Source organism: Bradyrhizobium sp. 197 (genome assembly GCF_023073375.1).
Classification (GTDB): Bacteria; Pseudomonadota; Alphaproteobacteria; order Rhizobiales; family Xanthobacteraceae; genus Bradyrhizobium.
This window is the reverse complement of the sequence record NZ_JADPJJ010000100.1, coordinates 24,921-38,138: the sequence shown is the minus strand read 5'-3', so window position 1 is coordinate 38,138 and position 13,218 is coordinate 24,921. Positions and strand designations below refer to the sequence as shown.

The following is a 13,218-nucleotide window of genomic DNA, read 5'->3' as shown; positions in this document are numbered from 1 at the left end:
AGGAACAGGGTTGATGAGTGTCGGACTGATTGGTCTTCTCGACGATATCGCGGCGATTGCAAAGGTGGCAGCAGCCTCGCTCGACGATGTAGCGAGCCAAGCGGCCAAGGCGGGAGCAAAGGCGGCTGGCGTGGTCATCGATGACGCAGCCGTCACGCCGAACTACGTGATCGGCTTTGCCTCGAAACGCGAACTGCCGATCGTGGGTAAGATTGCTGTTGGGTCGCTGCGTAATAAATTGCTGATACTGTTGCCCATTGCCCTGTTGCTGGGTTATTTCCTTCCCGCCGCGGTGACGCCGCTGCTCATGCTGGGCGGAGCCTTTCTCTGCTACGAGGGTGCCGAGAAGGTGCTCGGAGCCGTGATGCCGCATCATGCGCGCCACCACGAAGCTCAGCTCCAGCCGATTGCGTTGAATGCGCGGTCGGTCGAGGACGAGAAGGTCGCGAGCGCCATCAAGACGGATTTCATCCTGTCGGCGGAGATCATGGCGATCACGCTGGCGGCAATTCCGGCGGGCAACATCTGGACGCAGGCGCTCGTGCTGGCGCTCGTCGCCATTTTCATCACGGTTGGAGTCTACGGCGTGGTTGCCCTGATCGTGAAGGCGGACGATGTCGGCGTGGCCCTTGCGCGGTATGACGGCGCATCGGTCATTGGCGGCGCAATCCGCTTGCTTGGACGTGCGCTCGTCCGCGGCATGCCTGCCTTCCTGGCGGTGCTGAGCACCATCGGCACGGCGGCGATGATCTGGGTCGGCGGCGGCATCATCCTGCACGGCATCGAGCAATACGGCCCACGCGTGGTCGGCCACACGGTCCATGCCGTGACCGAGGCTGCCGCGCACCTCCTTCCCTCCATTGCCGGCATCGTCGAATGGTTGGTCGTGGCAGCCATCTCAGGCGTCATTGGACTCCTTGTCGGCGCAGCCGCAATTCCTGCCGTCGAATACGGTCTATCACCGGTATGGAAACGGTTGAAACGATCGCAGCCGACTTGAACAACGGCGGTTGCGGATTGCAAGTGCCAGCTACTCCAGCAACGTCGTCAGCTGCGCGCCCTCGTCCGCCACGAATACCGCGATCAATTCCGCCGGCTCCGTGGTGCTGGCATTGGCCGAGACCAGATGGGTCGAGCCGGGCGGCTCGAAGAAAGACTGGCCGACGCCAAACGTTTCGACCGGACCGCCGCCGAGCTGGGAGCGGATCTCGCCCTTGGTGATGTAGGCGGTCACTGACCCTGCGTGACGATGCGGCCGCGAGAACCCGCCGGGACCATAGAACACACGCACGATGGTGACGCGCTTGCCCGGCACGTTCGGCAGCGCGTCGGAGCCAATCGGTTCGACTTTGTCGAGCGGCGAACTTTCGGCGGCGGTGGCACAAAGCGGCGCCAGCGCGCCTGAAACAGCATCCATCGTCACCGGTAACGCCTTGCCGATCGCAAGCGCGCAGGCAAGCCCGCCGGCGACGGTAATCGCGATCGAACGCGATGGCACCCGGCACTGCATGGTGGCCAAATTCATTGCAGTCATGACAACCTCCCCTCTTTGCAATCAGGACGCCGCGGCATTCGCTGCAACCGGCCGCTTCGCCGGCGTCCAGCGAAACGCTGCGCCAAAACGGTTCCAGACGCTGATCGAGGCGACCGCCGAGGTCAGGTAGGTCAGCTCGGTCTCGGAGAATTCACCGCTCGCTTCGGCGTACACGTCTTCGCCGACGCCATCAGGCAGCAACGTTAGCGCCTCGGCCCAGGCCAACGCGGCGCGCTCGCGCGCGGAGAAGATCGGCGCCTCGCGCCAGACCGCGACCAGATTGAGCTTGTCGACGGGCACGCCGATCCGCTCCGAAAGCAGGATGTGATGCTGCACGCAGAACGCGCAGCCGTTGATCTGCGAGGCACGCAGCTTGACCAGCTCGAGGAGCTGCTTGTCGAGGCCGGCCTTGGCTGCGAGCTGTCCCAGCGCCAGCACGAGATCATAGACGTCGGGCGCGATCTGCTTGAAATCCTCGTATTCGCTGCGGGCGTGTGACATTGCCGTTCACCTCGTGATATTGTAAGAGCGCTGACACATTATAAGAGCTCATACATGACGCGCAAGCCGGCCGATATCACGAGATCGCAACCCCGGCGGAAGGCACCCACGGCCGCCCCGGTGGTGCGCGTGCCAGCCCCGGGGGAAGGCAAGCGCGGCGAGCAGGGTTATCTCGGATATCTGTTGCGCCAGGCCCACGCCGCAGTCCGTCTGACGATGGAGCGGTCGCTGGCCGATCTCGGCGTGACGTCGCCGCAATTCGCTGTGCTGACCATGCTCAATGCCTATCCGGGACTGTCCGGCGCCGATGTCGCCCGTCTCACCTTCCTGACGCCCCAGACTGTGGGCGTCATCATCCGTAATCTCGAACGTGACGGCGCGATTGTGATGACGCCGCATCCTGTCCACGGCCGCATCCAGCAATGGACGTTGACGCCGCGCGGGGCGACGCTTTTGAAGGCGTGCCGGGAACGAGTGATCGCGCTGGAGAAGCGCCTCGCTCGAGATTTGGATACCAAGGCGGAAGCCGCGATCCGGCGTTGGCTCGCCGGAATCGCGACGGATCTACAGGAGGATTAAGCGATCTGCGGTTGCCGCGGGCGAGTCTAGTCGCCGTCTCCCTCGCCGCAGCCGCGATCGTAATCCGAGAAGTCGCTGACGGCACCGTCGCCTCGAATGCCGCGGCCAAAATTCTCGACAACGATCATCAGGATCACGACGAATAGCCCCGCGCCAAACGGCCAGGGATTGATGCGGATGATGTCGAACAGCTCTCGCATGTTCGTATTATGCGCAGATGGAAACGAACCGACCGTAAAGTGACAGGCTTAAATCGGGGATATCCACCCGTTACAGGAACGTCCTACCTGCCCTTCAACACTTTCTTAACCTCGCCATCAGACCAGGTTTCGCCCGCTGCAATCACCCGCACGCGGCTTTGGTCCGCCGCGTTCACCAGCTCATGCGAACTCACCCGGTGGCCGCTTGGCTCCAGATGCAGATCGGTCTCAGGCTTCCAGCTCAGCGTGGTCGCGAGATCGCCGGGAAAGATCTGCCATTGTGATCCGTCATCCAGCTCGACCACATGGCTTTCCGTATGCGCGTTTATCTTCATTCCACCCCAAGTTCTCGATGAACGGACTGCGTGCGGCAGCGGGCCCCGGCGATCGGCCGGGGCCCCGTTCCGTCAGTCATTGTCGTGATGAATCACGGTCTTGCTGCGGTTGCCGAGTTCATCTTCCTTCTTGATCACCGTGGTGCGGTCGGCAGGCTCGCGCTCCTTGACGACCGTGGTGCGGTCGCGGTCGCGGTCCCGCTCCCGATATTCGTGAGATTGTCCCACCGTCACGCCGGCACCGACCGGACCGACGTGAACGCCGACTTCGTCGGCAAATGCAGGCGCGGCGATGGCGGTGACCATAGCGGCGGCAAACAGATATTTCCTCATCTTCTCCTCCTCAATTTGGTGCGGGGAAAATGCGGGAGTGCGACAGTTTGTTCCGGCGAACGCATGCAAGGCGGCTTGTTCCTCCAGTTCCAGGAACCGGGTCACAAGCGCCATGTTTCCCGCTAGACTAGGTTCATGAAACAAGCTGATTCCTCGGCCCATCGCAGCCGCCGCGCTCTGCTTCGATCCACGCTCGGCGCAACCGCACTCATCGTCATTCCAACGCGCATCCTCGCCGCGCCTCCGGGCTTCGAGGAATGGCGGGAGGGTTTTCGCGCTCGTGCCATGGCGAAGGGAATTTCGGCCGCGACCTGGCAGCGCGCGATGGCGCGGGTCGAGCCCGACATGAGCGTGTTCAAGCAGATGCGCAACCAGCCCGAATTCCACGAGCAGGTCTGGCAATACATCAACCGCCGCGTCTCCGACTGGCGCATCATCAACGGCAAGATCGCGCTGAAAAACAACGAGGCGCTGCTCGCGCGCATCGAGCGCGATTTCGGCGTCGAGCGCGGCACGCTGCTGGCGCTCTGGGGCGTCGAGTCAGCGTATGGCGATCCGCTGGTGCAGCAGAACCACATGACGCCGGTATTTCCCTCGCTCGCCGCGCTCGCCTGGAATGAGCCGCGGCGCAAGGCTTATTGGGAGACCGAGCTGATCAACGCGCTGCGCATCATCGACAAGGGCTGGAGCACGCCCGAGCAGATGCAGGGATCCTGGGCCGGCGCGATGGGGCATTCGCAATGGATGCCGGAGGTCTGGCTCAATGTCGGCATCGACTATGACGGCGACGGCAAGGTGTCGCCGTTCGGCAAGCCCGACGACGCGCTGGGCTCGACCGCAAAATATCTGGTCAACCGCGGCAAGTGGCACCGCGGCGAGCATTGGGGCTACGAGGTGCGCGCATCCGGCGAGGCGAGCGGCAGCCGGACCTATGCGGCCTGGCAGGCGGCCGGCGTCACCCGCGCCGACGGCCAGCCGTTTCCGCAACCCTCCGCGTCCGCGCAGATGTGGACGCCGGTTGCGGGCGGACCGACCTTCCTGCTGGGACCGAATTTCAGCGCGGTGAAAAGCTACAATCCCTCGATGAACTATGCGCTGGCGATCTGCCATCTCGGCGACCGCTGCCTCGGCGGGCCGCCCTTCATCCAGCCCTTCCCCGGCTCTGAGCGCGCGCTGACACTCGCAGAAGTGCAGGAGATGCAGACGCGCCTGACCAAGGCAGGTTTCGACACCGGCGGCACCGACGGTCGCGTCGGCAACGACACCATGAAGGCGATCAAGGATTTCCAGCAGCGCGCGGGGATCGCGCCTGCGGACGGCTATGGCGGGCTGAAGGTGCTGGCGAAGCTGCGCCAGGGGTCGTAGGCCGGCTCAGTGCCGGTACTGCGGCTCCTCGGCATCGAGCTGGCGGCGCATCGCGGCAAGATGCAACCGCGCGGATTCGGAATCGCCTTCGCGCATCTGCCTGTAGGTTTCGGCCGCAATCGCGGCATCGACCGGCAGCACTTTCCTTCCCGTCGACATCGCCAGCACCTGTACCTCGGCGGCGCGTTCGAGGTAGTAGAGATCGTCCCAGGCTTCCGCGATAGTCGGCGCCAGCACCATCACACCGTGATTCTTCATGAAGACGATGTCGGCATCCCCGACGGCTGACGCTATGCGCGCGCCTTCGCTGTTGTCGAGCGCGAGGCCGTTGTAGTCGCGGTCCACCGCCGTGCGACCGTAGAATTTCAGCGCGGTCTGGCCGGCCCAGATCAGGGGGTCGCCCTCGGTCATCGACAGCGCCGTGGCGTAGGGCATGTGGGTGTGGAAGGCGACCTTGGCGCGCGGCAGGCGCTTGTGCATCTCGGCATGGATGTAGAACGCGGTCGCCTCAGGCACGCCCTCGCCGTCGAGCACGTTGCCGTGGAAGTCGCAGATCAGCAGTTTTGACGCGGTCAGCTCGCGGAAGGCGTAGCCGTAAGGGTTGACGAGAAACAGATCGTCATGGCCCGGCACCACGGCCGAGAAGTGGTTGCAGATGCCCTCCTCAAAACCGTTGCGCGCGGCCATGCGGAAGCAGGCAGCGAGATCCTCGCGCGCGCTCCGGATCGCGTCGCTGACGAGATCCGGACGATTCGAGCGGAATGGCGCCGGCGTGGATGACGAAGAGTGAAGGCTGTGCGCCATGGCGGGAGGACACCTCTGTCGGTCGGGAGAGCTGCCCGCGTTGTACAGGGGCTGCGCCTGCGCGTCAGCCCCTGCGGGCGCCACCCTGCCCTTCGCAGCCCGCGCGGCGGCTTATTGTCGCCGCGGCACGCCGCCGGCGTTCATGCCGCCGTCGATGACGAGCTCGCTGCCCGTGACGTAGCGCGAGGCATCGGAGGCCAGATACAGCACGCCAGAGGCAATCTCGGCGGCCTGGCCAGCACGGCCAAGCGGCGTGACGACGCGCGCACGCTCGTCCGGATCGATCGGCGCGTTGCCCTGGTTACCGGTCGCGCCGGTCGGGATCTTGCCCCAGATCGGCGTGTCGATGATGCCGGGATGGACGGAGTTGACGCGGATGCCGTCACCGGCGGCCGCACACTCCATCGCGATCGATTTTGCGAACAGCCGCACGCCACCCTTGGTCGCCGAATAGGCCGACAGCCCGGGCGAGCCGCGCAAGCCTGCGAGCGAGGACATCATGACGATCGAGCCGCCGCCGGTTTTGCGCATCAAGGGCAGGCAATGTTTGACGGAGAGAAACACGCCGTCGAGATTAATGGCGTTCTGCTTGCGCCAGTCACCGAGTGTCATGTCGACGATCGAGGGCACAGCAATGCCGATGCCGGCATTGGAGACCATGATGTCGAGCCGGCCATGGCGCTTTGCGATATCAGCGACGATCTCGATCCAACGCTCTTCGCTGGTGACGTCCTGCTCCAGGAAAATCGCCTTGCCGCCGGCCTTGGTGATGCGACTGGCGAGTTCGGGGCCGCGCAACTCGTCGATGTCGGTGGCAATGACGGTGGCGCCCTCGCGCGCGAACAGCTCGACGATCGCTTCGCCAATTCCGGATGCGCCGCCGGTCACCAGCGCGACCTTGCCCTCAACCTGCCCTGCCATGTTCACTCCCTTTTTTTGTTGTTTGCTTTTTGGTTGTTTGCCGGACCTATCTAATCATGGATGGCCCTTGGTCGGGTAGCGCGACGTCGATGACGCGGAATTGCACGCGCTCCGCGCCCTGGTAGCGATCGACCGACAATGATCCCGCGACATGCAATTGCTGGCCGCGATTGGCAACAAGCGCGTTGCCGAGCTTCTGTCCGATCGAACGGAACGCGATGCCGTTGACGATAGCACCGTCGCCCGACTTGAAGCGCAGCCTCAAATGCGCCTGTCCGACCTCGTCGGCATAGACGAGCTGATGCGCCGGCAGCGCCAGCACGGCTTCCGGATTGCCGCTGCCGAAGGGACCTGCACGGTTGAGCGTGGCGGCAAGCTCCGTCGTCACCGCGCGCGCGGAAACCGCGCCGTCGATGTAGAGCTCGTTGACGTGGCGGGCCTCGGCAACATCGCGTGCCAACGCATTCTCGAGGTAGGCACGGAATTCGGCGAGCTTCTCCTTCCGCAGCGTCACGCCCGCAGCCATCGCGTGGCCGCCGCCCTTGAGCAGAATACCATCGGTCACTGCCTGCCGAACCGCCTTGCCGATGTCGACGCCGGCGATCGAGCGACCCGAGCCGGTACCGATGCCGCCGGGCTCCAGCGCGATCGCGAAGGCGGGTCGCGAGAACTTCTCCTTCAACCGGGACGCGACAAGACCGACCACGCCGGGATGCCAGCCTTCGGAGGCCGTGACGATGACGCCGAGTTTGTCCTCGAAGCCGATCGAGGCGAGTGCCTCGGCTTCGGCCTGCGCTTCGGCGCCCTGCTCGATGACGCGGCGCTCGCTGTTGAGGCGGTCAAGCTCGGTGGCGATCCGCGCGGCCTCGACGCTGTCACCTTCGAGCAAGAGCCGCACGCCGAGGTCGGCGCGGCCGATGCGACCGCCAGCATTGATGCGCGGCCCCAGCATGAATCCGAGATGCCAAGCCTCCGGTGGGCCGTTGAGCCGCGACACGTCCATCAGCGCGGTGTGGCCGACATGGTCGCGCCGCCGCATCGCGATCAGGCCCTTGGCGACGAAAGCGCGGTTGAGACCGATCAGCGGCGCGACGTCGGCAACCGTGCCGAGCGCGACGTGATGCAGCATGCAGAGCAGATCAGGCTCAGGCAGCCCCGCACTCCAGAAGCCGCGCCGGCGCAGCTCGCGATTGACCGCGACCAGCGTCACCAGCACGAGGCCAACGGCGGCGAGATGACCGAGGCCGGAGAGATCGTCGAGCCGGTTCGGATTGACCAGCGCATCGACCTCCGGAAGCACGTCGCCGGCCTGGTGGTGGTCGATCACGACAACGGACATGCCGAGACGTTTTGCCTCGGCGAGCGGCTCGATGCTGGTGGTGCCGCAATCGACGGTGACGAGCAGCGTGGCGCCCTTCGCGGCCAGCCCGCGAACCGCTTCGACGTTGGGGCCGTAACCTTCAAAGATGCGGTCGGGAATGTGGATCAGCGGATCGAGACCGCAATGGCGCAGATGCCAGCTCAGCAGCGCCGCCGAGGTCGCACCGTCGACGTCATAGTCGCCGAAGATCGCAATCTTCTCGCCATTCGCGGCGGCATCCGCGATCCGCTTCGCGGCGGCTTCCATCTCGGTCACCGTGAACGGATCCGGCATGAGCTTGCGGATGGTCGGATCGAGGAAATCGGCGACCGCATCGGTGTCGACGCCGCGGCCCGCCAGCACCCGCGCCAGCAGCTCGGGCAATTGGTGCTGCTGCACGATGGCGAGCGCCTTGGCCGCCCCGCGCGCGTCCAGCCGGTCGCGCCAGAGCTTGTCGGTGAGCGAGCGTGCCACTCCCAGGAACGCCTGGGGTGCTTCGACAGGCAAGGCGGTGGCGGGCGGCGTCATGAATAGCTGTCGGTTTGAGGAACCTGGGAGCCGGAGCCATCGCATCGCCCGGCCAGCGGGACGATTGACCCGGAATCGCCCGGGCTTGGCAATGTCTGCGCCGCACAAAGCGGTGGATTGCTGCTTTGCTACGCGGACTGACTATCATTTGAGCATTCCGCAAAACAGCAAATTAAGCAGGCGTTAGGCGGAATCTTCGAAAAAGACTCGTATTCGATCTGTCAGTGATTGTTCCGGGTTCGTTGCAGATCAGACCTCATTGCCAAGGGAAGTCCCCCGATGTCTGCTGCGCTGGGTCTCAAAGCCAAGCCGATCGCGACCGAACCCGCCGACGATGATTCCGACATCTCCGCGCTGATCAACCGCCTCACGGCGGAGGTCAACCAGATCGCGGTCGACAAAACCAAGGCGATCCAGCAGATCACCAACCAGATGAAGATGCTGGCGCTGAACGCGCTGATCGAGAGCTCGCGCGCGGGCGCGCAGGGTGCGGGCTTCGCAGTGGTGGCGCAGGAGGTGCGCGGCGTCGGCCAGCAGGTCGAGACCATCGCCCGCGAGCTCGAAAGCCAACTGACGAAACGCACCGGCGATCTCGTCGCCTCGATCGACCGCATGAGCCGGCGCTCGCGCGGCGAGCGCATGGTCGATCTGTCGCTCAACGCCATCGAGCTGATCGACCGTAACCTCTATGAACGTACCTGCGACGTCCGCTGGTGGGCGACCGATTCCGCTGTCGTCGATTGCGCGGCCTCGCCCGGCACCGCTGCCGTGTCCCATGCCTCGCAGCGCCTCGGCGTGATCCTCGGTGCTTACACCGTCTATCTCGACCTTTGGCTCTGCGACCTCGACGGCAATGTCATCGCCAACGGCCGCGCCGACCGCTTTCGCGCCGTCGGCCAGAACGTCGCCCACACCAAATGGTTTCGCGAAGCGAAGACCTTGCGCTCCGGCGACGACTATGTCGCCGGCGACGTCGAGAACCAGCCGCTGCTCGGCAATGCGCCGGTCGCGACCTATTGCGCCAGCGTCCGCGCCGGCGGCCAGGCCAACGGCGCGCCGATCGGCGTGCTCGCCATACATTTCGACTGGGAGGCACAGGCCCGCTCCATCGTGCAAGGCGTGCGCGTCGGCGACAGCGACAAGGCGCGCGTGCTGCTGGTCGATTCCAATCTTCGCATCATCGCCGCCTCGGACGGCCAGGGCATTTTGAGCGAACGCGTACGGCTCTCGCTCAACGGCCAGCGCTCCGGCTTCTACCAGGATCGCTCCGGCGCGCTGGTCGCGTTCCATGCGACGCCCGGCTACGAGACGTATCGGGGGCTCGGCTGGTACGGCATGATCGTCTGCGGGGCGTAGTGCCAATCGGTCAAGCCGACGACGGTCCGGCTCGCCTGCCAGACAAAAAAACCGGAAAACAACCCAAAACAACCCCATGCAAAGTAGCGCAGGGTGCAGGCATGATGCATGCTCACGCTGCATAAGCGTTTGATACGTCAGGCAGAACGATGGCAGCTGCGCATCGCCCGCGAGATGCGGCGATCATATGCCTTCATCAGTTGAAGTGACCGATGCATGGATCACGACACCATGCTGCTCGGCGATCGTCGCGACGGCCTGGACAGGCGGCATGCCTCCGCTGTGTCGTCCAAGCTCGTCGAAGGCGGCAAACATGCGATCGAGACCGGCGCCCGGCATCGCGAACACCAGCAGGCGCGCCGTATCCGTGCCGACATTGCGATAGCCGTGACGCCGATGGCGCGGAGCGAAAAGAAATGCACCGGTGCCAAGACGCAACGGACCGGTCGCACCTTCGATGTCCATAACCACCTCGCCGCTCAGCACATAGAATGCCTCGTCCTCGCGGCTGTGCGTATGCGCTGGCGCCCCGCGACCCGGCGGCACGATCGATTCCCACACGGAGAATTGTTGGCCGGTATCGCTCGCCATCGCCTTGTAGCTATGCGTCACACCGAGCACGTCGAGCGTGGGTCCGCTCCCCGGCGCCCGGAACAACGCGCTCAATGACGGATAATTGCGAGTTGCATCGCTGCTCATGGCAGTTCCCTCCAAGGATCGGGTTGCGATGCGCTGTCTTCCAGCGAAAACGAACCCGCCCGACGCCATAACGTTCCGCACCCGAAGATGGGCTTCGCCCACCGATGTCGCGCAGCGGAACCGGCGTATCCCCTGCTGGAACGGCACTTGCCGCACCTCCAGCGCTTCCCAAATGAACGGGTGGTCGCACCGCTTGAATTCCGAAAAGGCGGGAGGCCCGTCTCAGGATCTCCTTCGAGGAGACCAACATGCCGTCACCGGCGCCCACAAACGAAACAGAACGGCTCGCCGCCCTGCGCGCACTCGACATCATCGACAGTGCGCCGGAGGCCGCTTACGACGAAATTACCGAGCTTGCGGCGCAACTCTGCGGCTGCCCGATCTCCTATATCAGCTTCATCGATGACGACCGGCGGTGGCTCAAGGCGAGATATGGCCTGCCGGCCGAAGTCACCGACGCACCACGCGAGAGCGCCATCTGCGCAACGACAATTTGCGGCGCCGAACTGCTCGTCATTCCCGACTTGAAACAGGATCCGCGATTTCAGAACAGTCCGATGGTCGCGCTAAGGCCATCCTGCCGGTTCTATTGCGGCATGCCGCTGATTACCGATGAAGGCTATGCGCTCGGAACGCTCTGTGTGATGGACTTCGAGCCGCGGCAGCTTTCCTTCGAGCAGACGGAAGCGCTGCGAATGCTTTCGCATCAGGTGCTGGCGCAACTGGAGCTCCGCCGCAAGCTGCTCGAGTACGGCCAGACCATCAGGGAGCTCGAGCAGGCACGACTGGAGGCCGCTGCCGAGCGCGCGCGTGCTGAAGCCCTGCTGCGCAATGTCCTGCCGACGTCGATCGCCGACGAACTCAAGCGCAGCGGCAGGGTCCAGCCCAGATACACGCGATCGGCGACCATCCTGTTCGCAGATATCCAGGGCTTTACGCTGCTGGCCGAACGGACCGAGCCGGCCCGGCTCATCAATCTCCTCGATGAGTATTTCTCGACCCTGGACGAAATCGGCGCCCGATATGGTCTGGAGAAGGTCAAGACCATAGGCGACGCCTACATGGCGGTGGCCGGCGTGCTATCGCCCGGCCGGCGGCACTCGATTGATGTTTGCCTGGCGGCGCTGCAGATGCGCGCCCGGCTTGATCGCCTGAAGGCGCAATACGAAGCAGTTGGCGAACATGGCCCGCAACTGCGCATTGGTATCCATACCGGGCCCGTCATTTCTGGCGTCGTCGGCCTGCGCAGGATGACCTTCGACATCTGGGGCGATGCGGTCAACACCGCATGGTTCATGGAAGCGTCTGGAGTCGCAGGAAGGATCAACGTGTCGGAAACCGTGGCCGGACATGTCCACGGGCTGTTCGCGCTGGAGTCACGCGGCGCTGTCGAAGCCAAGCACGAACGCGCCCATCAAATGTTCTTCCTCAATGGCCTGAAGACCGAGTATTCGCGCGATGGCGATGGCCATTTGCCGAATGACCAGTTTCTTGCCGAGTATCACCGTATCGGCGGTTCCCGGTTGGCGCCGGATTGACGGGAGCGCGCACGGTCCGTCTGATGCGTCGGGCAAAACAGCGGCAACCTGAGATCGTCGTGCAGTCCGCAAATGCGGCCGTTCACCTCGTCTAAAGTCAGGCGCCTGCGTGGACACCCCGACGATGCGACGCTTATGTGCGCGACTCCGCGACGTGGGCTGACGTCGCCAAAAGGGGAATAATCCCTTACCAATTGTCGTATCGCGACGAAATCTCTGGAGCATTTTCCGGCAAGGCAGGCCCGTTACAGGCAAGAGCTTGCCCCATTGCTCGGGTAAGAGTCGCTTCGCATTGCGTTCATCAACGTGAGAGCGTGAGTACCCGTTGGCTTTGACCATCCCACACTCGCAAAATACCGAGGAGACATGCCATGAAGATCGTCGTGATCGGCGGGACCGGATTGATCGGATCCAAGCTCGTAGCGAAGCTCAAGCAGCAGGGCCACGAGGCCGTGGCAGCTTCGCCGAAATCAGGCGTCAACGCCGTGACCGGGGAAGGCCTCGCAGCAGTGCTGGCGGGCGCGGATGTCGTCGTTGACGTCGCTAACGCGCCGTCGTGGGAGCCTGCCGCCGTGCTGGAATTCTTCGAGCGTTCGAGCAAGAACCTCGCCGCGACCGAGGCGGCCGCCGCCGTGAAGCATCACGTGGCGCTCTCGATCGTGGGAACCGATCGATCGCCCGACATCGCCTATTTTCGTGCAAAACTCGCGCAGGAGACCATCGTCAAGGCATCTCCGGTGCCCTACTCGATCGTCCGCGCCACCCAGTTCTTCGAATTCCTCGGCGCCATCGGCGATATGGGTGCGACCGAGGACCGGATCGTCGTTCCATCGGCGTTGTTTCAGCCGATCGCGGCCGAGGACGTCGCCGATCGCCTCGTGGAGGTCGCGATGGGCGAGCCGCTCAACGGCACGATCGATATCGCAGGGCCCGAGAAGGCTCCTTTCAATGAATTTATCGCACGGCGCCTGAAGGCGTCTGGCGACGCCCGACCTGTGGTGGGAGATCCAAAAGCAACCTATTACGGCGCTCCCATTGACGACAGATCGCTGAACCCGCTCGGGGAGGCACGGCTCGGAAAAATGCCGCTCGCGACATGGCTCGAGACGCTCTGAAGACTCGCAAGTCCCACAGATCACGACAGAAACGGCAATAAAGGGAATCC

Annotated in this window: 15 protein-coding genes; 6 read left to right on the top strand and 9 right to left on the bottom strand. The window is 64.1% G+C overall.

The window, feature by feature from the left end; all coding sequences use genetic code 11:
* Positions 1–13: 13 nt before the first annotated feature.
* Positions 14–1,000 (top strand): DUF808 domain-containing protein, encoded by a 987-nt coding sequence (locus IVB27_RS23370; RefSeq protein ID WP_247445732.1) that lies wholly within the window; start codon positions 14–16, stop codon positions 998–1,000.
* A gap of 30 nt (positions 1,001–1,030) precedes the next feature.
* On the opposite strand, the gene IVB27_RS23365 is transcribed toward IVB27_RS23370, so the two are convergent.
* Together IVB27_RS23365 and IVB27_RS23360 are read right to left on the bottom strand one after the other, a co-directional pair.
* A complete protein-coding gene (locus tag IVB27_RS23365) occupies positions 1,031–1,534 on the bottom strand; it encodes a cupin domain-containing protein (protein ID WP_247445565.1) in 504 nt (167 codons plus the stop codon).
* Positions 1,535–1,555: 21 nt separating this feature from the next.
* Positions 1,556–2,035: a carboxymuconolactone decarboxylase family protein gene (locus IVB27_RS23360; protein ID WP_247445564.1), complete on the bottom strand. Its 480-nt coding sequence runs from the start codon at positions 2,033–2,035 to the stop codon at positions 1,556–1,558.
* A gap of 54 nt (positions 2,036–2,089) precedes the next feature.
* Here IVB27_RS23360 and IVB27_RS23355 point away from each other — a divergent pair, with 54 nt between their 5' ends.
* The gene (locus IVB27_RS23355) at positions 2,090–2,614 is read left to right on the top strand and encodes a MarR family winged helix-turn-helix transcriptional regulator (RefSeq protein ID WP_247445563.1); all 525 of its coding nucleotides are present in this window, start codon (positions 2,090–2,092) and stop codon (positions 2,612–2,614) included.
* A 26-nt stretch (positions 2,615–2,640) separates the two neighbouring features.
* Here the strand turns inward: IVB27_RS23355 and IVB27_RS23350 are convergent, their stop codons facing one another.
* The 3 genes from IVB27_RS23350 to IVB27_RS23340 form a co-directional block, all read right to left on the bottom strand.
* Positions 2,641–2,814: a hypothetical protein gene (locus IVB27_RS23350; protein WP_247445562.1), complete on the bottom strand. Its 174-nt coding sequence runs from the start codon at positions 2,812–2,814 to the stop codon at positions 2,641–2,643.
* An 83-nt stretch (positions 2,815–2,897) separates the two neighbouring features.
* A complete protein-coding gene (locus tag IVB27_RS23345) occupies positions 2,898–3,149 on the bottom strand; it encodes a hypothetical protein (RefSeq protein ID WP_247347063.1) in 252 nt (83 codons plus the stop codon).
* Positions 3,150–3,221: 72 nt separating this feature from the next.
* Positions 3,222–3,482, bottom strand: coding sequence for a hypothetical protein (locus IVB27_RS23340; RefSeq protein ID WP_345946913.1), 261 nt, complete (start codon positions 3,480–3,482; stop codon positions 3,222–3,224).
* A 135-nt stretch (positions 3,483–3,617) separates the two neighbouring features.
* Here IVB27_RS23340 and IVB27_RS23335 point away from each other — a divergent pair, with 135 nt between their 5' ends.
* A complete protein-coding gene (locus IVB27_RS23335; RefSeq protein ID WP_247445560.1) occupies positions 3,618–4,847 on the top strand; it encodes a lytic murein transglycosylase in 1,230 nt (409 codons plus the stop codon).
* Between the two features lie 6 nt (positions 4,848–4,853).
* Here the strand turns inward: IVB27_RS23335 and IVB27_RS23330 are convergent, their stop codons facing one another.
* The 3 genes from IVB27_RS23330 to recJ all read right to left on the bottom strand — a co-directional run bounded on the left by IVB27_RS23330 (position 4,854) and on the right by recJ (position 8,460).
* Entirely contained in the window at positions 4,854–5,651 is a 798-nt protein-coding gene (locus tag IVB27_RS23330) for an aldolase (RefSeq protein WP_247445559.1), read from the bottom strand.
* Positions 5,652–5,762: 111 nt separating this feature from the next.
* On the bottom strand, positions 5,763–6,572 hold the full coding sequence (locus tag IVB27_RS23325) for an SDR family NAD(P)-dependent oxidoreductase (protein ID WP_247445558.1): 810 nt from the start codon (positions 6,570–6,572) through the stop codon (positions 5,763–5,765).
* Between the two features lie 46 nt (positions 6,573–6,618).
* The gene (gene recJ / locus IVB27_RS23320) at positions 6,619–8,460 is read right to left on the bottom strand and encodes a single-stranded-DNA-specific exonuclease RecJ (RefSeq protein WP_247445557.1); all 1,842 of its coding nucleotides are present in this window, start codon (positions 8,458–8,460) and stop codon (positions 6,619–6,621) included.
* A 279-nt stretch (positions 8,461–8,739) separates the two neighbouring features.
* Here recJ and IVB27_RS23315 point away from each other — a divergent pair, with 279 nt between their 5' ends.
* Complete coding sequence (locus IVB27_RS23315; RefSeq protein WP_247445556.1) at positions 8,740–9,816, top strand: methyl-accepting chemotaxis protein; 1,077 nt, start codon at positions 8,740–8,742, stop codon at positions 9,814–9,816.
* Positions 9,817–9,999: 183 nt separating this feature from the next.
* Here the strand turns inward: IVB27_RS23315 and IVB27_RS43320 are convergent, their stop codons facing one another.
* Entirely contained in the window at positions 10,000–10,662 is a 663-nt protein-coding gene (locus IVB27_RS43320) for a cupin domain-containing protein (protein WP_247445555.1), read from the bottom strand.
* Positions 10,663–10,763: 101 nt separating this feature from the next.
* On the opposite strand from IVB27_RS43320, the gene IVB27_RS23305 reads away from it, so the two are divergent.
* Positions 10,764–12,053, top strand: coding sequence for an adenylate/guanylate cyclase domain-containing protein (locus IVB27_RS23305; RefSeq protein WP_247445554.1), 1,290 nt, complete (start codon positions 10,764–10,766; stop codon positions 12,051–12,053).
* 371 nt (positions 12,054–12,424) lie between these two features.
* Positions 12,425–13,168 (top strand): SDR family oxidoreductase, encoded by a 744-nt coding sequence (locus IVB27_RS23300; protein ID WP_247445553.1) that lies wholly within the window; start codon positions 12,425–12,427, stop codon positions 13,166–13,168.
* The last annotated feature ends 50 nt before the right edge of the window (positions 13,169–13,218 follow it).